The sequence below is a fragment of the Pseudomonas sp. LLC-1 genome, assembly GCF_002992185.1.
In the GTDB taxonomy this organism is placed as follows: Bacteria; Pseudomonadota; Gammaproteobacteria; order Pseudomonadales; family Pseudomonadaceae; genus Aquipseudomonas; species Aquipseudomonas monteilii.
Map to the genome: position 1 here is coordinate 136,692 of NZ_LUVY01000010.1, position 19,777 is coordinate 156,468.

The 19,777-nt window shown below is 64.3% G+C and carries 19 protein-coding genes; 12 read left to right on the top strand and 7 right to left on the bottom strand.

Translation table 11 applies throughout. From position 1 onward, the window contains the following. The first annotated feature begins 134 nt into the window (after window positions 1–134). Both A0O30_RS09230 and A0O30_RS09235 read left to right on the top strand, forming a co-directional pair. Window positions 135–2,906 (top strand): hybrid sensor histidine kinase/response regulator, encoded by a 2,772-nt coding sequence (locus tag A0O30_RS09230; RefSeq protein ID WP_105946276.1) that lies wholly within the window; start codon window positions 135–137, stop codon window positions 2,904–2,906. Between the two features lie 37 nt (window positions 2,907–2,943). Then, window positions 2,944–3,540 carry a MarC family protein gene (locus A0O30_RS09235; protein WP_016712205.1) on the top strand — a complete coding sequence of 199 codons (597 nt, stop codon included), beginning with the start codon at window positions 2,944–2,946 and terminating at the stop codon, window positions 3,538–3,540. Here A0O30_RS09235 and A0O30_RS09240 read toward each other — a convergent pair. From A0O30_RS09240 to cobG, 7 genes are all read right to left on the bottom strand, one after another. Next, the gene (locus A0O30_RS09240; RefSeq protein WP_105946277.1) at window positions 3,537–4,160 is read right to left on the bottom strand and encodes a hypothetical protein; all 624 of its coding nucleotides are present in this window, start codon (window positions 4,158–4,160) and stop codon (window positions 3,537–3,539) included. The two genes, A0O30_RS09235 and A0O30_RS09240, sit on opposite strands and share 4 nt — an antisense overlap. After that, window positions 4,147–4,833 carry a hypothetical protein gene (locus A0O30_RS09245; RefSeq protein ID WP_105946278.1) on the bottom strand — a complete coding sequence of 229 codons (687 nt, stop codon included), beginning with the start codon at window positions 4,831–4,833 and terminating at the stop codon, window positions 4,147–4,149. Before A0O30_RS09245 ends, A0O30_RS09240 begins: the two co-directional genes overlap by 14 nt. Window positions 4,834–4,895: 62 nt before the next feature. Continuing rightward, window positions 4,896–5,585, bottom strand: coding sequence for a hypothetical protein (locus tag A0O30_RS09250; RefSeq protein ID WP_105946279.1), 690 nt, complete (start codon window positions 5,583–5,585; stop codon window positions 4,896–4,898). Between the two features lie 100 nt (window positions 5,586–5,685). Next, window positions 5,686–7,383 (bottom strand): precorrin-3B C(17)-methyltransferase, encoded by a 1,698-nt coding sequence (gene cobJ / locus A0O30_RS09255; RefSeq protein ID WP_105946280.1) that lies wholly within the window; start codon window positions 7,381–7,383, stop codon window positions 5,686–5,688. Beyond that, window positions 7,371–8,105: a precorrin-2 C(20)-methyltransferase gene (locus A0O30_RS09260; protein WP_177410267.1), complete on the bottom strand. Its 735-nt coding sequence runs from the start codon at window positions 8,103–8,105 to the stop codon at window positions 7,371–7,373. The genes cobJ and A0O30_RS09260 overlap by 13 nt, the downstream gene beginning before the upstream one ends. Then, a complete protein-coding gene (locus tag A0O30_RS09265) occupies window positions 8,102–8,728 on the bottom strand; it encodes a precorrin-8X methylmutase (protein WP_016489386.1) in 627 nt (208 codons plus the stop codon). Before A0O30_RS09265 ends, A0O30_RS09260 begins: the two co-directional genes overlap by 4 nt. Next, entirely contained in the window at window positions 8,721–10,052 is a 1,332-nt protein-coding gene (gene cobG, locus A0O30_RS09270) for a precorrin-3B synthase (RefSeq protein WP_105946281.1), read from the bottom strand. The genes A0O30_RS09265 and cobG overlap by 8 nt, the downstream gene beginning before the upstream one ends. 142 nt (window positions 10,053–10,194) lie before the next feature. Here cobG and cbiE point away from each other — a divergent pair, with 142 nt between their 5' ends. The 10 genes from cbiE (at window position 10,195) to A0O30_RS09320 (ending at window position 19,759) form a co-directional block, all read left to right on the top strand. Continuing rightward, complete coding sequence (cbiE, locus tag A0O30_RS09275) at window positions 10,195–11,406, top strand: precorrin-6y C5,15-methyltransferase (decarboxylating) subunit CbiE (protein ID WP_105946282.1); 1,212 nt, start codon at window positions 10,195–10,197, stop codon at window positions 11,404–11,406. Further along, entirely contained in the window at window positions 11,399–12,493 is a 1,095-nt protein-coding gene (locus tag A0O30_RS09280; RefSeq protein ID WP_028698504.1) for a cobalt-precorrin-5B (C(1))-methyltransferase, read from the top strand. Before cbiE ends, A0O30_RS09280 begins: the two co-directional genes overlap by 8 nt. Further along, window positions 12,490–13,209, top strand: a complete 720-nt coding sequence (locus tag A0O30_RS09285) for a cobalt-precorrin-6A reductase (RefSeq protein ID WP_105946283.1) — start codon at window positions 12,490–12,492, stop codon at window positions 13,207–13,209. The genes A0O30_RS09280 and A0O30_RS09285 overlap by 4 nt, the downstream gene beginning before the upstream one ends. 90 nt (window positions 13,210–13,299) lie before the next feature. Further along, window positions 13,300–13,737: an NfeD family protein gene (locus A0O30_RS09290; RefSeq protein WP_104833875.1), complete on the top strand. Its 438-nt coding sequence runs from the start codon at window positions 13,300–13,302 to the stop codon at window positions 13,735–13,737. Window positions 13,738–13,763: 26 nt separating this feature from the next. After that, window positions 13,764–14,618 carry an SPFH domain-containing protein gene (locus tag A0O30_RS09295; protein WP_016712216.1) on the top strand — a complete coding sequence of 285 codons (855 nt, stop codon included), beginning with the start codon at window positions 13,764–13,766 and terminating at the stop codon, window positions 14,616–14,618. 207 nt (window positions 14,619–14,825) lie between these two features. Continuing rightward, entirely contained in the window at window positions 14,826–15,215 is a 390-nt protein-coding gene (locus A0O30_RS09300; RefSeq protein WP_105946284.1) for a DUF2946 domain-containing protein, read from the top strand. 46 nt (window positions 15,216–15,261) lie between these two features. Further along, window positions 15,262–15,747 carry a copper chaperone PCu(A)C gene (locus tag A0O30_RS09305; RefSeq protein ID WP_104833873.1) on the top strand — a complete coding sequence of 162 codons (486 nt, stop codon included), beginning with the start codon at window positions 15,262–15,264 and terminating at the stop codon, window positions 15,745–15,747. Window positions 15,748–15,769: 22 nt separating this feature from the next. After that, a complete protein-coding gene (locus A0O30_RS09310; protein ID WP_105946285.1) occupies window positions 15,770–16,201 on the top strand; it encodes a DUF2946 domain-containing protein in 432 nt (143 codons plus the stop codon). A gap of 65 nt (window positions 16,202–16,266) precedes the next feature. Next, window positions 16,267–18,333: a TonB-dependent copper receptor gene (locus tag A0O30_RS09315; protein WP_105946286.1), complete on the top strand. Its 2,067-nt coding sequence runs from the start codon at window positions 16,267–16,269 to the stop codon at window positions 18,331–18,333. 58 nt (window positions 18,334–18,391) lie between these two features. Continuing rightward, complete coding sequence (locus A0O30_RS09320) at window positions 18,392–19,759, top strand: PepSY domain-containing protein (protein ID WP_105946287.1); 1,368 nt, start codon at window positions 18,392–18,394, stop codon at window positions 19,757–19,759. Window positions 19,760–19,777 lie beyond the last annotated feature (18 nt).

Consider the following 19,777-nt stretch of genomic DNA (forward strand, 5'->3'; position numbering starts at 1 on the left):
TACAACCGGAACGCCGTAGCGCTTTCAGCGCACGGCATCCGGCTCGTCGACAAGGCCCGGCACGGGCCTTGCTTTCGACTTGGCGCGCCGCGCATAGTTAGTACCCGGCACATCGGCTAAGAAGGGATTTCGTAGTGCGTCGGCTTCGGATTGCCTCAGCTCTGATCGTCAGCTTGCTGACCTTGCTCTGTATGTTCCCGGCAGCTGCCGAACATGACGGAGGCTGGACCGTTCTGCTCGACGAACAGGCCAACCTGCAACTGAGCGATGTGCGCTCCGAGCGCTACCGCAACCAGTTCAGCCCGCTGATCCTCGCCGAGCTGGATGCTGCCCCCCCAGAGCAGGCCTTGTGGCTGCATTATCGCCTGCAACCCGGCGACCAGGAACAACTGCTGCGGGTATTTGCCCCGGACCTTTCCGGCCTGGACCTCTACGCCCTTGAGGGCGACCAACTTCTGCGTCAGCTGCACCACGGACGCCTGGCCGGCAACGCCAGCCCCACCCTGCGTGGCAGCGACCATGTATTACCCCTGCCCAACAGCAAACAACCGCTGGACATCTACCTGCGCCTGGTTTCCGAACACCAGCTGCGCCCGGCCATCAGCCTGGAGCCGGCAGCCGTAGCGGCCTCAGACCAAAGCCAGCCCCTGCTGTTCGGCATGCTGTTCGGCGGCCTGGTGATGCTGATCATGCACAACCTGATCCGCTTCCTCTACAGCCGCTCCACCACCACCCTGATCCTGGCGCTGTACCACGGCCTGATGCTGCTCAGCGGCCTGATCCTGCTGAACCTCAGCGGCCCTTGGTGGCATGTGTGGCATAACGCGCAAACACCGGCTGCCTACCTGACGCTGGTGCTGGCAGGCCTGGCCGGGCTGTATTTCACCCAACATTTCTTCACGCCGTGCAATTCGCCCCGGCTTAACCGCCTGCTGCAAGGTGAAATGCTGGTGGTCGGGGTCAGCGGCCTGGTGCTGCTGTTCGTCGACACCCTGCCCCTCAACCTGATGACCTACGCCCTGCTGGCCTTGGGCAGCGTGAGCATGCTGCTGGTCAGCAGCTACCACTGGTACCGTGGCTATGCACCCGGACGCCTGTTCAGCCTGGCCATGGTGGTGTTCAACCTGGGTGGTCTGGTACTGCTGCCGGCCTTGCTGGGCCTGACCCGCACCTCGACGCCCTGGTTGCTGTGCATCCTGTTGGGCCTGACCGTGGTCAGCGGCCTGCTGCTGAACCTGGCCGTCAGCGAACGCCTGCGGCGCATGAGCGAGGAGCGCTTCAGCGCCAGCCGTGCATTGGCCGCCAGCGATGCCGAAATCAACGCCAAGGCTGAGTTCCTGGCCAAGATCAGCCACGAAATCCGCACCCCCATGAATGGTGTACTGGGCATGACCGAGCTGTTGCTGGGCACACCGCTGTCGGTCAAGCAACGCGACTACGTGCAGACCATCCACAGTGCCGGCAACGAGCTGCTCACGCTGATCAACGAAATTCTCGACATTTCCAAGCTGGAGTCCCGGCAGATCGAGCTGGATGATGTGCAGTTCGACCTTAACGCGCTGATCGAGGACTGCCTGAACATCTTCCGCGCCAAGGCCGAGCAACAGAACATCGAGCTGATCAGCTTCACCCAGCCACAGGTGCCGCGCGTGATCAGTGGCGACCCGACACGCCTGCGCCAGGCCCTGTCGAGCCTGCTGGAGAATGCGCTGAAAAACACCGACCAGGGCGAGATCCTGCTGGTGGTGGCGCTGGACCAGCGTGGCGAGGTACCCCGTTTGCGCATTGCCGTGCAGGACAGCGGCGAGCCGTTGCCCGCCGCCGACCGCGAAGCCTTGCTGCAGGCGGAGTTGCACAGCCACCATTTCCTGTCCAGCAACAAGCTGGGCGGGCACCTTGGCCTGGTCATTGCCAAGCAGCTGATCGGCCTGATGCAGGGCGAGTTCGGCATCAAGAGCAGCACGGGCATGGGCAACACCCTGTGGCTGACCCTGCCGCTGGACCCTTCACGCCTGGAGCAACCACCGGCCGACCTCGACGGCCCGCTGCGCGATGCCCGTGTGCTGGTGGTGGACGACAACGACACCTGCCGCAAGGTGCTGGTACAGCAGTGCAGCGCCTGGGGCATGAACGTCAGCGCGGTGCCATCGGGCAAGGAAGCCCTGGCGCTGCTGCGTACCAAGGCGCACCTGCGTGACTACTTCGACGCCGTGCTGCTGGACCAGAACATGCCCGGCATGACCGGTATGCAGTTGGCCGCCAAGATCAAGGAAGACCCGAGCCTGAACCACGACATCCTGGTGGTGATGCTCACCGGCATCAGCAATGCGCCGAGCAAGGTCATTGCGCGCAATGCCGGGGTCAAGCGGATACTGGCCAAGCCGGTGGCCGGCTACACACTGAAAACCACCCTGGCCGAAGAGCTGGCCCAGCGCGGCCGCGAGCAGGCGGTGCCTGCCAGCCTGCCTGGCATCCCGCAGGCGCTGGACCTGCCTGGCAACTTCCGCGTGCTGGTCGCCGAGGACAACAGCATTTCGACCAAGGTGATCCGCGGCATGCTCGGCAAGCTCAACCTTGAGCCCGACACGGCCTGCAATGGCGAAGAAGCCCTGCAGGCGATGAAAGCGCAGCGCTATGACCTGGTGTTGATGGACTGCGAGATGCCGATACTGGACGGCTTCTCGGCCACCCAGCAACTGCGCGCCTGGGAAGCGGCCAACCAGCGCCAGCGCACGCCGGTGGTGGCGCTGACGGCGCACATTCTGGCCGAACACAAGGAGCGCGCACGGCTGGCGGGCATGGACGGGCACATGGCCAAACCGGTGGAATTGTCACAGTTGCGCGAGCTGATCCAGTACTGGGCCAACCAGCGGGAAACCCAGGTAGATCCGGCGCATACTTCCTAGCGGACACAAGCATCTGCATTGCTGAGGACTACGGCCCATGCTCCATGAGTTGTTCAGCGTCTACCTGAAAATGCTCGTGCTCTACAGCCCGTTCTTCGTGCTGTCGTGCTTCATCAGCCTGACCCGCGGCCACTCCAGCAAGGAGCGCAAGCAACTGGCCTGGAAGGTGGCCTTCGCAGCGCTGGTCGCCAGCGTGCTGCTGTACCTGTTCGGGCGGGTGATTTTCGGTATTTTTGGCATCACCGCCGACGCCTTCCGCATCGGTGCCGGCAGCGTGCTGTTCATCTCGGCCTTGGGCATGGCTCAGGGCAAACCGGCCGTGCAGGCCGACAACGTGCAGCAAGATGTGACCATCGTACCGCTGACCATCCCACTGACCGTCGGCCCCGGCACCATCGGTGCCCTGCTGGTGATGGGCGTCGGCCAGCCGCACTGGGATGACAAGCTGCTCGCCATCATCAGCATTGCCTTGGCCAGCTTCACCGTGGGCCTGGTGCTGTACCTGTCACACGGCATCGAACGCATTCTTGGCGAGCAGGGCCTGCAGATCGTCAGCCGCTTGATGGGCCTGTTTGTCTGCGCATTGGCAGCGCAGATCATCTTTACCGGTATCAAGGGATACCTGATGCCCTAAATATCCGCTTTTTCGATTTCCTTCAAGGCAGTTGCCACCAATGCCCGCTCTACACTGCTGCGACGCTCCTGATCGAACAGGCGTGTATTGAAGCGCACCAGCTCTGCGGTCACCTGCATGTTGCGGCGCTCACGAAACAGAAAGCCACTGGTAAAAACAGCCGAGTTACCAGCCTCGTGGTACAGCACAATGTCCACATAACTGCCGTTGACGGGCGCACAGGACAACAGTTGAAACTGCTCTCGTTCTTTGCTGCGAGATTCAAATTGAAACAAGGCCCAGTCGTTTTTCTTCAATACTTCAAATGCCACCGCCATGCTGCTGGAGTGCTGAGACCCTGCTATGGCGTCGATCTTGCTTAACGCTTGGTCAACGATTTTCGGACGCTGCGGGTCTGGCCAATGGACTTCTTCAGCAGACTTTGCGTCCCACCCCAGGAACATTAATTTCTTACGGTAGTATTGGTACTGTTCCTGGTGCGCTTCCTCGGCCATATCTTTCAATGTCACGGTCTCAGCCCACAACGAGGCCAGTTTCACGGCCTTGCGCTGTTCGAGGCCGACCCCGGGAATGAAAGAAACCAAGCCCGCGCCCACAACTACGGCTTCATGCTTTTGCATCGTCTTCCTCCGGTTTCAACACGCCTAGGTCCATAATTTTTCCAGCATGCTGCGTTCGCTCAAGCAGATCGTGCAGACCCTGACGATGAGCGACAGTCAGGTATTCGCTTAATGTCGCAACGCTGGCTCGCAGCTCTACCCCCTCGGTAGGTAACGGCTGCAAAGGGGTGCAAGGACGAATCTGCGAAGGGGACAGGGAACTCTTGAACGCCAGCCCACACATATCCAGCGACGCATCAGGTAGCATCACGCCCAGCTCGTAGGCGCAGTGTGTGGTCTTGTCCTGCTCCGCCAGCGTGAAGGGTTGCAGGTGCTTCTGCATCACCACCTGCGAGAGCAGGGTAATGGCAGCCCGCAGATGGCCCGACAGGCTGGGATGACGGGCCTGCAAATCGTCGCTGAGCCGCTGAACCGGCACCAGTGATTGCCCAGCCTGCACCTGCTGGTGATCACTGCGACTGCGCACGATCACCCAGCCGCGTTCCTCAAGGGCGGTGCGGTACCCGCTGTACCAGCGCCCGTAGTGGGTAAACCGTGAACCGTTCAATTTGTCCGAGCGCAGTTGGGCAAACAGAATCGAGTCCAGCGCATACTGCCTCAAGGGCTGCGCTGTGTCCGCGACCAACAGCGCGGTGCCGCCAACGAGCCACAAGGAATAGCCTTCCTTACTCATTGCAATACCTCGAATTTCAAACGTGCAGAATGAAGAACGGGGCCCGCAGGCCCCGTTTGCTGTCAAATCTCGTATTCGTCGGCGGCCTTGACGGCCTTGTCCGCGAGTTTCTGCTCGATCGATGCACGCACCTCGTCGGTATACACCACTTCGTTCAGGGAGAGCACAGCCGAACCACAGTAACGGTCCTTGCTCGAACTCTTCCATTCGAACACCGTGGTATTCAGGTCGTTTTCGCTCGGCGAAGCACTGAATGCGTTCACCAGCATGAACAGTTCGCCCTCAGGCGTTTCGAGGCACATCCCCAGCCCCGTGGTCGAGACAGGGTTACCTTTGACGTTCTGCTTGTAGACCTTCTGCGCCTCTTCGATGTTGCCGAGTGCATTGATGGCATCGCCGGCTAACTTGGCCACGGCCTCGCCTACCGGCCCACCGAGAAGGGCTTTACCTGCGGCACTGGCGACCTTGAAGGCAATCGGGCCCAAGGTCAGCGATGCGCTCTGGTCGTAGTCACGTTCGTAAGAGCGTCGGCCCGCCACCCAGCCCAGGGTGCGCATCACTTCCAGAAACTTGTTGAACCAGGCTTCGGACTCACCGTCACGGTCATGCAGCTTGGACGCCACGCGAGAAGCGAACTGGAAGGTGGTCTTGGCATCGCGCCGGCTTTGCGCCGACATGCCTGCGCTCAGCGCCAGAAGGGATTGTTCGACAACAGCGATGCTATCGCCACTGGATGCTTTGGTATCGGTCATGGAAAGGGTCCTTGAATGTCCTCGACGGGAATCATCGAGGGGCATTCACCCTATGCCGTAAACGACGAGGGAACAGGCATGAACCGGTTCCCTCGGTGCCTCACTCGGCTGCAGGGTACCAGCGCGGGGTGTACACCCACTGCTTGCCATCGCCGCTGGGGAATTGGCAGGTCGTGGACGAGCCGACCAGAACCATGGTGCGCATGTCGACCATTTCTGGCAGCAACTCGGCCAATGTGACTACCTTCAGCGTCTGCCCCGGCCTACCGATGTCGCGGCCAAGGACTACAGGGGTGTTGCCATCGCGATGCCGGCGCACAACCTCCAGCGCCACACCCAGCTGATGAGGCCTGGCTTTGGAGATCGGGTTATAGAAGGCCAGCACCAGGTCAGCCTGGGCTGCCAGGTCCAGGCGTTTTTCGATGATCGACCAAGGTTTGAGGTTGTCCGACAGCGACATCACGCAGAAGTCATGCCCCAGTGGAGCACCTGCCTGGGCGGCCGTCGCGAGCGAGGCCGATACGCCAGGCAGTATCTCGAGGTCGACGCGGTGCCACGCCGGGTCACTGCACTCATGCAACGCTTCAAGCACCGCAGCAGCCATGGCGAACACGCCCGGGTCACCCGACGACACCACCACCACCGAACGGCCCTGGGCCGCCAGCTCGAAGGCATGCCGGGCGCGTTGCATCTCTTCACGGTTGTCGGTGCAGTGCAGCACCTGGTCGTCACGGAACGGCCCAGCCATGCGCACGTAGGTTTCATAGCCGAGTACGTCTTCGGCACGCGCCAGCTCGGCCTTCACCGCCGGCACCATCAGTTCGGCAGCACCCGGCCCCAGGCCAATCACGGCCAGACGACCACGACGGCGGCCAACCTGCGCCACCTCGACCGGGGCTGGCGCCACGGCAATGGCCACACCCTCAAGCTCGGTCAGCCGGGCATCGGGCAACGCCGCCGCAAGCATGCTGGCCACACCGTCTGGGTTGGCAGCGAAACGCAAGGCCACACCCAACGCCTGCGCGGCCTCATGCAAGCCGCTGTCGGCCATGGCCTGCTCGTCCGCCAGCAGGCAAGCCACTGATGGCTCGGCGATGCCGGCCTGCTGCAGTGCGGCACGAATACCGTGCAGGTTACCGCCTGCAACAGCCACAACCACCGAACGCGGGTGAATCAGCAGTTCGTCGCGGTTGGCCGGGCGCGCCTGATGCCCCACATGAATGGTGCGCCGAGCCGCCTCGCTGGCGGGTAACTGCGCCTGCTGCAGCCAGGGGGCATCACCTTCGATGCGCACCGATTCGCCGGCCAGCAGGTCGGAGACAAAGCGCTTGCCTTGTTCGATATCCGCCAAGGCATAGCCCTGTGGCGGGTTCAGCAAGCAGGTACCAAAACGCAGCTCGCCACTGGTGGTAATGGCAGCGGCAACCCCAAGCGCTTCAGCCAGTTCACGCGCCATCACGTTCACGCCGCTCAGGCCACCGAGTAGCGGCACTACCGCGCTGCCATCTTCGGCCACAGCCAGCACAGGCGGCTCGACGCCCTTCTCGCTGAGCAGGCTGGCCAGGCTGCGGATGACGATACCTGCAGCGCACAGGGCGATGATCGGCGTGTCCTGCTGGTACAGCCGGCGCAGGGTGTCGCCGAACGCAGCGTAGTGAAGGTCGACACCTTCGACCCGGCCTTCCAGGCCATGGATCGACGCCTGCGGGTAACGCTTTTGGATACGCTGCGCGGTGGCCAGGCTGCCTGGGCCAAGGATGACGATGGCGGGTGCCTTGTGCATGTTCAACCCTGCCATTTTTCACCCGGCACGATGATCAGCGAGAAGTACGGCGACGACTGCGGGTCGACCTGGTCCAGCGGCACAATCTTCTGGTTGGCCATGGTGGCCCGCTCCACATACAGCGCACGCCCGTCCAGGCCCAGTTCGGCCAGCACCTCGCGCACCTTGGGGAAGTTGCGGCCAAGCTTCATGATCACCGCAGCATCGGCGTCGGCCAGGCGGCGCTTGAGCTCTTCGGCCGGCAATACGCCCGACAACACCGACAGGCTCTGGTTGCGGTACACCAGCGGCGCGCCCAGCACCGAAGCCCCACCCAGCATCGAGCAGACGCCCGGGATCACTTCAGCCTCATACCGCTGCGCCAGGCGATCGTGCAGGTACATGTAGGAGCCGTAGAAGAACGGGTCGCCTTCGCAGATCACCGCCACGTCGCGGCCGACATCCAGGTGCTCGGCCACCTGCACGCTGGCTTCGTCGTAGAAGTCGCTGATCACCTGTTCATAGGACAGTGGCGCCGGCAGGGCTTCGGTGGTGACGGGGTACACCAGCGGCAGCAGGGTCTGCTCGGGCTGCAGGTGTGCCTCGATGATACCGAAGGCATTGCCACGCTTGCCCTTGGCCACGAAGTAGCCGACCACAGGCGCTTCGCGCAACAGGCGCAGGGCCTTGAGGGTGATCAGTTCAGGGTCGCCAGGGCCCACGCCCAGGCCCAGCAGTCGTCCACGCGGCGCCATCATTCCACCTCCGTGGCCAGGGCGTTGACCGCGGCGGCGGCCATCGCGCTGCCGCCCAGGCGGCCCTGCATGATCACGAACGGCACGCCACGGCTGTCGGCGGCGAGCATGGCCTTGGACTCGGCAGCGCCGACGAAACCGACCGGGAAGCCGAGGATCAATGCCGGCTTGGGAGCACCAGCGTCAATCATCTCCAGCAGGTAGAACAGCGCGGTTGGCGCGTTGCCGATCACCACCACGCTGCCTTCCAGATATGGGCGCCACAGCTCAAGGGCTACGGCGGAGCGGGTATTGCCAGCATCCTTCGCCAGGCCCGGCACGCTCGGGTCACGCAGGGTGCAGATAACTTTGTTGTCTGCCGGCAGGCGTGCCCGGGTAATGCCTTCAGCCACCATGTGCGCGTCGCACAAAATCGGCGCGCCGTTCAGCAGCGCTTCGCGCCCGGCCCGGCCGGCACCTTCGGAGAACTGCAGGCCGTCGATGGCATCGACCATGCCGCAGGCGTGGATTACACGCACGGCAAGCTTTTCGAGGTCTGCGGGGATCCGCTCGAGTCGGGCTTCCTCGCGGATGATCCGGAAGGAATTGCGATAGATCTCCTGACCATCGCGGATGTAGTCAATCATCAAGGTGCTCCGTCGGCAGGTCGAGCATGGCGCCTGCTTCATTCAAGGTAAGGTCGGTGGCGCGCAGGGCTCCGAAGCCCGGATGGCGCGCATCACGCAGGTACAGGTCATAACGGCCCGGTGAACGGGCCAGCAAAGTGGCCGGGGCTACATGGGCCACGGCGCAGGAACGAGGGCAACCGGACAGGTGCACGCTGGCGGGTACGCCAGGGCCCAGCAGCGCGGCCAAGGCAACGGCGTCGGCCTTGGTTTCGCCAAGGGCCTTGGCGCAGCCGCTGGCGCCGGTGCAGGCGCTGATGCGCGCCAGGGGTTCATGGTCGTGGCACAGCAAGCCCAGCGCAGACAGTTCGGCCTGGGCCTGGTCGATGTGTCGTTCTTGCAGATTGGTCAGCACCAGGCTTTGCCAGGGGCTAAGGCGCAGGCTGCCATCGCCCCATTCACGGGCAATACATGCAGCACCGCGCAGCATCGCGGGGGTCAGGCGGCCTTGGGGCGGGGCAACGCCGAGTGCCACGCCCTGCGACTGCGGCAGCACGCCCAGCCAAGAAGCAAGGTGTGGTTCGCGTCGCCACGCGAGCACAGCGTCGTCGCGGCGGATGTCCAGCCCGAGCCCATCGACGAAATCGCTTGCCGGGTACACCTCAAGCAACTGGCGCATGCGCGACTGCGCAGGGGTTGCCAGGTCGAGAAAGCGTTCCAGCACGGCACGCACCAGTGCCAGGCCTTGCTCCAGCGGCACCGCACCTAGCGCCTGGCCATCTGCCGGGCAACCCGCCAGGCCGAACGCCAGCCAGGTCTGCTGCTCCAGGCGCAGGGCCGACAGCCACAGGTCGTGAGGGTGTTCGAGCATGGCCAGGCGTTCGCCGGCATCCAGCTGTACGGCGAACTTGGCCGACAGTTGATGGAAGCGCGGGGTGCTTTCCAGCATAAGGAGGATCTGCTCGGCCAACGGCCGCGCATCCAGCAGCATGGCTGGGTCATGCCCGGCCAGCGGGCTGAGCATCAGGTTGCGCACATCGTCACCGGCCGCATCACGCGGGCCAAGGCCGGCATCGAGCAACGTGTCGATCAGGGCACGATGAGCGCTGCCGATACCACGGATCTGCAGGTTGCCACGGTTGGTGGCCTCGATCACACCGCCAGCAAAACGCTCGGCCGCCGACGCTACCGCTTCGGCTTGATCGGCCAGCAGCAGGCCGCCCGGCAGCTTGATGCGGCAGATGCCGCCATCACGGGCACTGACGATGCGCCACAACCCCGGGCAGGCCGAGGGGCGGGGCGAAACGTTGGGGGCATGGGCCTGCGTCAAAGGGGCGTCCGGCAATCTGTGAAAATGCGCTTGAGTGTAGAAGGCGCGGTATTATGCCTGCTTTGTCCGGCGGCATGAAAAGCCGGTGGTCGAGCATCATTCGAGTTTGAGCAGATTTTTGGGTGCGCAGCGGCCCCAAAATCTTGAAGAGGTATACATGGCACCCTGGCTGACAGTAGTAGGCATCGGCGAAGACGGCTTCAGTGGCCTGGGCAAACAGGCCCGGCGCGCGCTGCTGGGTGCTGCGCGGATCTTCGGCAGCCCGCGCCAGCTGGCCTTGCTGCCACGCTGCGTGCCCGGCGAACGGCTGGGCTGGCCAAGCCCGTTCTCGCTGGCCCCGGTGCTGGCCTTGCGCGGCGAGCCGGTGTGCGTGCTGGCCAGCGGCGACCCGATGTTCTACGGCGTCGGCGCCAGCCTGGCGCGCCAGGTGCCTGCCGATGAAATGCGCGTGCTGTCGATGCCCTCCTCCTGCGCCCTGGCCGCTGCGCGTCTGGGCTGGCCGCTGCAGGACGTGCAAGTGGTGTCGCTGGTCGCCCGCCCCTTGGCGGCGCTCAATGCCCACCTGCACAGCGGTGTGCGCTTGCTGGTGCTGAGCAACGACGGCGACAGCCCGGCGGCCGTTGCAGCACTGCTTCGCGAACGTGGCTTCGGGCCAAGCCGCCTGCAGGTTTTCGAGCACCTGGGTGGCCAGGAAGAACGCGCATTGGCCGGCACCGCCCAAAACTGGCCGCACGCCGAAGCCGCAGCGCTCAACCTGGTGGCCATCGAATGCCTGGCCTCACCCGAAGCGCCACGCCTACATCGCCTGGCCGGGCTGCCGGACAGTGCCTTCCGGCACGACGGCCAGCTGACCAAGCGCGATGTCCGCGCTATCACGCTGGCGCGCCTGGCGCCCCAGCCCGGCGAACTGCTGTGGGACGTGGGCGCGGGCTGCGGCTCGATCGGCATCGAATGGATGCGTGCCCACCCGGCCTGTCGCGCACTGGCCATCGAGGCCGACGAAGGCCGCCAGGGCTTTATCGAACATAACCGCGATGCGCTGGGTGTACCCGGCCTGCAGTTGGTTCGTGGCAAGGCGCCAATGGCACTGCAAGGCCTGGAACAGCCCGATGCCATCTTCATCGGCGGCGGCGTCACCCGTGAAGGCGTGCTGGACCTGTGCTGGGCGAACCTGCGCCCCGGCGGCCGGCTGGTGGCCAACGCAGTGACCTTGCAAAGCGAACTGGCCCTGGCGCACTTTCGCGAACAGCACGGGGGTGAACTGACCCGCCTGCATGTCGCCCATGCCCAACCCTTGGGCACGTTCGACACCTGGCGCCAGGCGCTGCCGATCACCCTGCTGGAAGTGATGAAGCCCGCCGATGCGTGAAGAAACCCGCGAACAGCCGGCGCCCCTGCGCAGCGGCCTGACCACCGGCAGCTGCGCCACCGCCACCAGCCTGGCAGCGGCCAAGCTGCTGCTCACCGGCCAGCAAGACGATGCGGTGGACATCACCCTGCCCAAGGGCAAGGTGGTGCAGATGCGCCTGGAGTTCTGCCGCCTGATTGGCGAAGGCGCCGAAGCCGGTACCCTCAAGGATGCGGGCGACGATCCGGACGTGACACACGGCGCCTTGCTCTACAGCCAGGTGCGTCTGTTGGCCGAGACGGGCATCCGCTTTGTCGCGGGGACCGGCGTCGGCACCGTGACCCGCCCGGGGCTGGTGCTTGCGGTGGGCGAGCCAGCCATCAACCCGGTACCTCGGCGCATGATCACTGAACACCTGCAGCGCTTGGCCGATGAGTGCGGCTATCCCGGCGGTTTCGAGGTCACGGTCAATGTGCAGGGCGGTGAGCAACTGGCCCTGAAAACCATGAACCCGCGCCTGGGCATACTGGGCGGGCTGTCGATCCTCGGCACCAGCGGCATCGTGCGGCCGTTCTCCTGTGCAGCCTATATCGCCTCGATTCATCAAGGCATCGACGTGGCCCACACCAACGGCTACACACATATCGCCGCCTGCACCGGCAACGCCAGCGAAGACACCATGCGCCGCGTCTACGGCTTGCCAGAAATCGCCCTGATCGAAATGGGCGATTTCGTTGGCGCAGTGCTCAAGCACCTGCGCAAGGTGCCGGTCCCACGCCTGAGCCTGTGCGGTGGCTTCGGCAAGATCAGCAAACTGGCGGCCGGGCACATGGACCTGCACAGCCGCCATTCCAGCATCGACCTGCCGCAACTGGCGGGCTGGGCTGCAGACATTGGCGCTGACGAAGCGTTGCAGGCCGCCATCATCGGCGCCAACACCAGCCAGCAAGCACTCGCTCTGGCTCATGCAGCCGGCGTTGCCCTCGGTGACGCAGTGTGTGCCCACGCCCTGGCCTTCGCCCGCAGCGTGGTGCCGGCACAGGTGCAAGTGGAAGTGTTCGCCATCGACCGCCAAGGCGGCATCGTTGGCCGGGCGGGTGTGCAATGACCGCGCGCATTCTGCTGTTGGGCGGCGTCACCGAGGCCCTGGCCATCGCCCGTCGCCTCGGCCCGCAGCACGTCTACAGCCTGGCCGGTATCGGCCGCGTGCCGCAGGATTTGCAATGCCAGGTGCGGGTCGGTGGCTTTGGCGGCGCCGAAGGCCTGGCCAGCTACCTGCGCGAGGCCGGTATCACGCTGTTGATCGACGCCACCCACCCTTACGCCGCGCAGATCAGCCGCAACGCCGCCAGTGCTGCGCGTATTGCCGGCATCCCGTGCTGGGCCTTGCGACGCCCGGCCTGGCAGGCGCAAGCGGGGGACGACTGGCGCGAGGTCGAGGACTGGGCGGGGTTGATCGAGGCGCTCAAGCCGTTCCGCAGGCCACTGTTCACGCTGGGACGAGAGCCGCTGCAACATCTGGACGAAATACCGCCGGAGCAGTTCTGGACCTTGCGGGCGTTGGAGGCATGCCCTGGCAACGAGCGTTGCGAAGTGATTGGTGCCCGCGGGCCATTCCATATCGAGGATGAACGGGCGTTGTTCCAGCGCCGCAGGGTCGATGTGCTGATCAGCAAGAACAGCGGCAGTGTGGCGACCGAGCCGAAGCTCGAAGTGGCGCGGGAGTTGGGTGTGCCGGTACTGATCCTGAAGCGGCCGGTGTTGCCGGAAGTTGACCGACAATTCGGCTCCCTGACTGATCTGGCAACAGCGCTCCTACACTGATTTCAGATTTTTCTTCCAGCCTGCCAAGTGGCCCGTTACCGCCCTACTGCCTTAAACTCAACTCCCCCACCCCTGGAAGGTTTCACCCATATGGAAATGCAATGGTGGATCTGGCTGGTCTTCGGCATCGCGCTGATCCTGCTTGAACTGGTCCTGCCGACGTTCTTCATCCTCTGGTTCGGCATCGGTGCCGTGCTGGTCTCGCTCATCTCGCTGGCCGCCCCCAGCCTGCAACTGGACATGCAGGTACTGCTGTGGGTATTGCTGTCGTCGGTCACCACCGCGTGTTGGTTCAAGCTGTTCCGGCGCAAGCAGCCGGATGTGCGCTGGACCGCCGACAGCGTGATCGGTGAAGTGGGCTTGCTGACTGCCGGCGTTTCGGAGTTTCAGAAAGGCCGCGTACGCTTCCAGAAGCCGATTCTGGGTAACGAAGAATGGACCTGCATCGCCGACAGCGAGATCCCTGCTGGCGAGCGGGTGCGCCTTACCGCCATCGAGGGGAACACCGCCCGCGTCATCCGGGCCTGAACCTGCACTAAAAGGAATTTAGCATCATGACCAGCCTTATCGTCGTCGCGGCCATCGCCCTGTTCGTCCTGATCACCGTGTTCAAGGGGGTGCGTATCGTGCCCCAGGGCGAGGAATGGATCGTCGAGCGCCTGGGCCGCTACCACAGCACGCTCAAGCCCGGCCTGAACATCCTCATCCCCTACATGGATGTGGTCGCCTACCGCCTGCCGACCAAAGACATCATCCTCGATGTGCAGCAACAGGAAATCATCACCAAGGACAACGCAGTCATCGTCGCCAACGCACTGTGCTTCGCCAAGGTGGTCGACCCGCAGAAGGCCTCCTACGGCGTGCAGAACTTCTCGTTCGCCGTCACCAGCCTGACCATGACCTCGCTGCGTGCCATCGTCGGTGCCATGGACCTGGACGAAGCCTTGTCCAGCCGCGAGCAGATCAAGGCACGTTTGCGCGATGCGATGTCCGAGCAAACCGAAGACTGGGGCGTGACCGTACGCTCGGTGGAAATCCAGGACATCAAGCCTTCGGAAAACATGCAACTGGCCATGGAGCGTCAGGCGGCAGCCGAGCGTGAGCGCAAGGCCGATGTAACCCGTGCCGAAGGGGCCAAGCAGGCGGCGATCCTTGAAGCGGAAGCACGCCTGCAGGCCGCCAGGCTGGATGCCGAGGCGCAGATCAGCCTGGCCGAGGCCTCGGCGCGGGCGATCTCGCTGGTGAAGGAAGCGGTGGGCAACGAGACCGTACCAGCCATGTACCTGCTGGGTGAGCGCTATGTCGGGGCCATGGAGAACCTGGCGGGCAGCAGCAATGCCAAGGTGGTGGTGCTGCCGGCGGACCTGCAAGAGACCGTGCGTGGGTTGATGGGCCGCAACAAGGCCTGAGATTGATTTAACCTTCTTCGCGGGCACGCCCGCTCCCACAGGATAACCAACAGCCTTGAGAGCTGCGAGCTACCTGTGGGAGCGGGCGTGCCCGCGAAGCAGACGACACAGCTTCAACTGCCTAACTGCGTCACTTCACCGCACCCCGCCATTTTTACCTATACTCCGCCTTACAATACCCACCACGATTCCTGACCGGATCTCTCCATGCCCCCACGTCGGCACATTGCCTGGATAGCCTGCCTTGCAGTGCTGTTCAACCTGCTGGCCATGCCGCTGTCTTCTGCTGCGCCCAAGGGCCCGGCCGAGCAGCTGCTGTGGGGGGCTTTCTGTTCCAGCATGGCCAACAAGGCCAAAGTCGACGTCCAGGCCCTGGCCAAGATCGACCTCGGCACGCAAAACGACGACAGCGCCAGCATGATGAACTGCTGGTGCTGCTCGGGCGCCGCACCGCTGCTGGCCCTTCCCGGCTACCCGCCACAGTTGCACAACCCGCCCACACTGCTCGCCGGGCTGTTGTCGCCACCAGCTGACTACCAACCCACGCCGCGCCAACTTTGGCCTGCGCTCAACCCCCGTGCCTCTCCGCTGGCCTGAGTTCATCACGCTGTCTGCCTGAACCTGAACAGAACGGAGATTCACCATGCTCAAGCACGCCCTCGTCATGGCCGCCCTGCTGCTGCCCGGCGCCTTTGCCAACGCCCACGAATACAGCGTGGGCGACCTGCACATCGCCCACCCCTGGTCGCTGCAGTTACCACCCAACGCGCCAAACGTCGCCGCATATTTCGTGGTGCACAACAACGGCAAGGCCGACGACCGCCTGCTCAGCGTCGACAGCCCCATCACGAATGATGCACAACTGCACGAGCATGCCATGAGCGCCAGCGGCGCCATGAAGATGCAGCAGGTGCCCAACGTGGTGGTACCTGCCGGCAAGGACCTGACCTTCGCCCCCAGCGCCTACCACGTGATGCTGATGCAGCCCAAGGACCGCAGCCTGCTCACCGACGGCAAGCGCTTCCCGTTGACCCTGCACTTCGAAAAAGCCGGCGACATCACTGTTGAAGTGGCCGTGCAGAAGCAGGCGCCAGCGGACCAGCCGCAAGCCCACGAACACGCACACTGATACCTGCTGACAGGCACTCGCCATGAGCCTGCCGCGCAACAGCATCAGCCGTACCACCCGCCCTGACCGCAGGCGCGCCGGTGGCGGATGGCTGAGCCTGTTCGCCATGTGGATGATCTTCATCGGCCCGCTGATTTCCCAGTCGATGCCGATGGACCACCATGCCGGCATGAGCATGCCGATGGACATGCCGATGACGGCTGCCCATCAGCATGGCGGCGACACCCATCACGGCCACGGCAACGATGGCCAGCTGCATGTGATGTGGGAAAAGTGCGGTTACTGCAGCCTGTTGTTCAACTGCCCGGCCCTGCCCCAGGCCCTCAGCCCGCTCAGTGCCGACAGTGTCGTCCCCACCACCCACCTGCTTGCGCCAACGCACCAGGGCCATGCCCGGCAGGCTGTATTCCCCGGTGCGCGCAGCCGCGCCCCACCTTCCTCGATCAGCGTCTGACCCACATTTTGCGCACGAAGCCAGGAGGCTTCGCGCTAACTCATGACTGATCGACTGGAATCATTATGTCCGGCTGCACCCCTGTTTTTGCCTTGTCCCTGCGTGGGACCATCGCCGCCCTGTGCGGCTCGCTGCTCGCGCCCGTGGCCCTGGCCGCCGACCCTGGCCATGAAGGCCATGTGCACGAAGCACCCGAGCTGAGCCCGACGGTAATCACCGCCGTGGCCCCGAGTTCGCCGCTGACCGTGGTCACCAACCCGAAAGACCCGCGCCAGCCCGTACCGGCCAGCGACGGCGCCGACTACCTGAAGACCATCCCCGGCTTCTCGGCAATCCGTGCCGGTGGCACCAACGGCGACCCGGTACTGCGCGGCATGTTCGGCTCGCGCCTGAACATCCTCACCAACGGTGGCCTGATGCTGGGCGCCTGCCCCAACCGCATGGACGCGCCCACGTCCTACATCTCGCCGGAAACCTACGACCGCCTGACCGTGATCAAAGGCCCGCAAAGCGTGATCTGGGGCCCGGGCGGCTCGGCAGGCACCATCCTTTTCGAACGCGAACCAGAGAAATTCGGCACCCTCGGCAGCCGGGTAAACGCCAGCCTGCTGGCCGGCTCCAACGGCCGCTTCGACAAAGTGCTGGATGCCGCCGCCGGCAACAGCCAGGCCTATGCCCGCTTCGTCGGTAACCAGTCTCGCTCGGACGACTACCACGACGGCAACAACGACACCGTGCCGTCGCGCTGGGAAAAATGGAACGGCGATGTCGCCCTCGGCTGGACGCCCGACCAGGACACCCTGCTGGAGCTGACTGCAGGCAAGGGCGATGGCGAGGCCCGCTATGCCGGGCGCGGTATGGACGGCTCGCAGTTCAAGCGCGAAAGCCTGGGCCTGCGCTTTGAAAAGTCCAACCTCGGCGAGGTGCTCGACAAGGTCGAGGCGCAGGTCTACTACAACTACGCCGACCATGTGATGGACAACTACAGCCTGCGCACCCCATCGGGCAGCGGCATGATGGGCATGCCGATGGTCAGCAACGTCGACCGCCGCACCATGGGCGCACGTATCAAGGCCACCTGGCGCTGGGCCGATGTGCAACTGATCAGCGGCATCGACGCACAGACCAACGAACACCGCCAGCGCGGCGGCATGGGCGTGGATGCGCACAAGGGCCAGGCCTGGACCAAGGACGCCGACTTCCATAACTACGGCGCTTTCAGCGAACTGACCTGGTACGTCAGCGGTGAAGACCGGCTGATTACCGGTGCCCGCCTGGACCGCGCCTCGGCCCGTGACTTCCGCAAAGGCAGCGCCACCGAGGGCGACACTCGCGCCGACACCCTGCCCAGCGGCTTCGTCCGCTACGAGCACGACCTGGCGGCCATCCCCGCCACTACCTACATCGGCCTCGGCCATGCCCAGCGCTTCCCCGACTACTGGGAGCTGTTCTCGCCCAAGCTGGCACCGCCCGGGGCGGCCAACGCCTTTGACGGTATCAAGCCGGAGAAAACCACCCAGCTCGACTTCGGCATCCAGTACCGCACCGAGCGCCTGGAAGCCTGGGCTTCGGGCTATGTCGGGCAGATCCGCGACTACATCCTGTTCGACTACCGTACCGGCATGATGGGCATGAGCACCTCCCAGGCACAGAACATCGACGCCCGCATCATGGGCGGCGAACTGGGCGCGGCCTACCAGCTGACCGAAAACTGGAAGGCCGACGGCACGCTGGCCTACGCTTGGGGCAAAAACAGCAGTGATGGCAAAGCGCTACCGCAAATGCCACCCCTGGAGAGCCGCCTGGGCCTGACCTACAGCCGTGATGTGTGGAGCGTCGGTGCACTGTGGCGGTTGGTGGCGGCGCAAAACCGCATTGCCGAGAACCAGGGCAACGTGGTCGGCAAGGACTACGACAAGAGCGCCGGCTTCGGCGTGTTCTCGCTCAATGGCGCCTACAAGGTGAACAACAACCTCAAGCTCAGCGCGGGGGTCGACAACCTGTTCGACAAAACCTACGCCGAGCACTTGAACCTGGCCGGGAACGCCGGGTTCGGCTACCCGGCTACAGATCCACAGCCGGTCAATGAGCCAGGCAGGACCTTCTGGACCAAGGTCGATTTCAGCTTCTGATAACAACAACGGGCGCAACTTCGGTTGCGCCCATCAGCTGGTCACACAGGAGGTTCCCATGAGAGGAACACGCATCAATTTCTATAACCTGGCCTGGCGTTGGCATTTCTATGCGGGGCTGTTCGTGGCCCCGTTCATGATCCTGCTGGCAATCACCGGGATCATCTACCTGTTCAAGCCGCAGCTTGACCCGCTGCTATACCGCGACCTGATGGTGGTCGAAGCCGGCCACCATCGACAGAGCGCCGACCTGATGCTGGCCGAAGTGCGCCAGGCCTACCCCAAGGCCCACGTCGGCCAGTACCTGCCGCCGCTGAACGCCGAGCGCAGTGCGCAGTTCGTGGTGCATGACGGCGGGCGTGAACTGAATGTGTTTGTCGACCCGTACAGCGGCAAGGTCCTCGGCGAGCAGGACGGCAAGCAAAACCTGCAGGCCATCGCCCGCGCCCTGCATGGCGAACTGATGGTCGGCACGGTCGGTGACCGCTTGGTGGAGCTGGCAGCCGGCTGGGGCATCGTGCTGGTGGTGTCCGGCCTCTATCTATGGTGGCCACGCGGGCGCACTGGCGCTGGCGTGCTATGGCCACGGCTGAGTGCTCGCGGCCGGCTGTTGTGGCGCGACCTGCACGCGGTAACCGGCTTCTGGGGCTCGGCCCTGCTGCTGCTGATGCTGGTCAGCGGCATGACCTGGACCGGCCTGTGGGGCAAGCAGTACGCCGATGTGTGGAACCGTTTCCCCGCAGCCATGTGGAACGACGTGCCCAAGTCAGACCAGCAAGCCGGTGACTTGAACAGCGCACACCGCCAGACCGTGCCCTGGGCGATGGAGAACACGCCGATGCCGCAGTCCGGCGCGCACGCCGAACACGCCGGGCACAGCATGATGTCGGACATGCCCGCAGCACCCCAGGTGAGCGTGCAGCAGGTCGAAGACATTGCCACTGTCCGCCAGGTCGAGCCGGGCTACAGCATCACCCTGCCGACCACGGCAGACGGCGTGTTCACCATTGCCGTGTTCGCCGACGACCCGCGCAACGACGCCACCCTGCATGTCGACCAGTACACCGGCAAGGTCCTGGCCGATGTGCGCTGGCAGGACTACAGCCCGGTCGCCCGCGCCACCGAGCTGGGGGTAATGCTGCACGAAGGCAAGATGTTCGGGGCGATCAACCAGATCATCATCCTGCTGGTGTGCTTGATGATCCTGCTGGGCTCGGTGAGCGGCCTGGTGATGTGGTGGAAGCGCCGGCCAACCGGTGAGCTGGGCGTACCGCCGCTGCGCCATGACCTGCCGCGCTGGAAGACGGCGGTGGGGGTGATGCTGGTGCTGGGAGTGATGTTCCCGCTGGTGGGGGTATCGATGGTGGTGATGTGGGCTGTCGATAGCTTTGTAGTAAGGCGGCGCCGGGAGCTGGTCAACGCCTGATACCTGCACTGGCCTCTT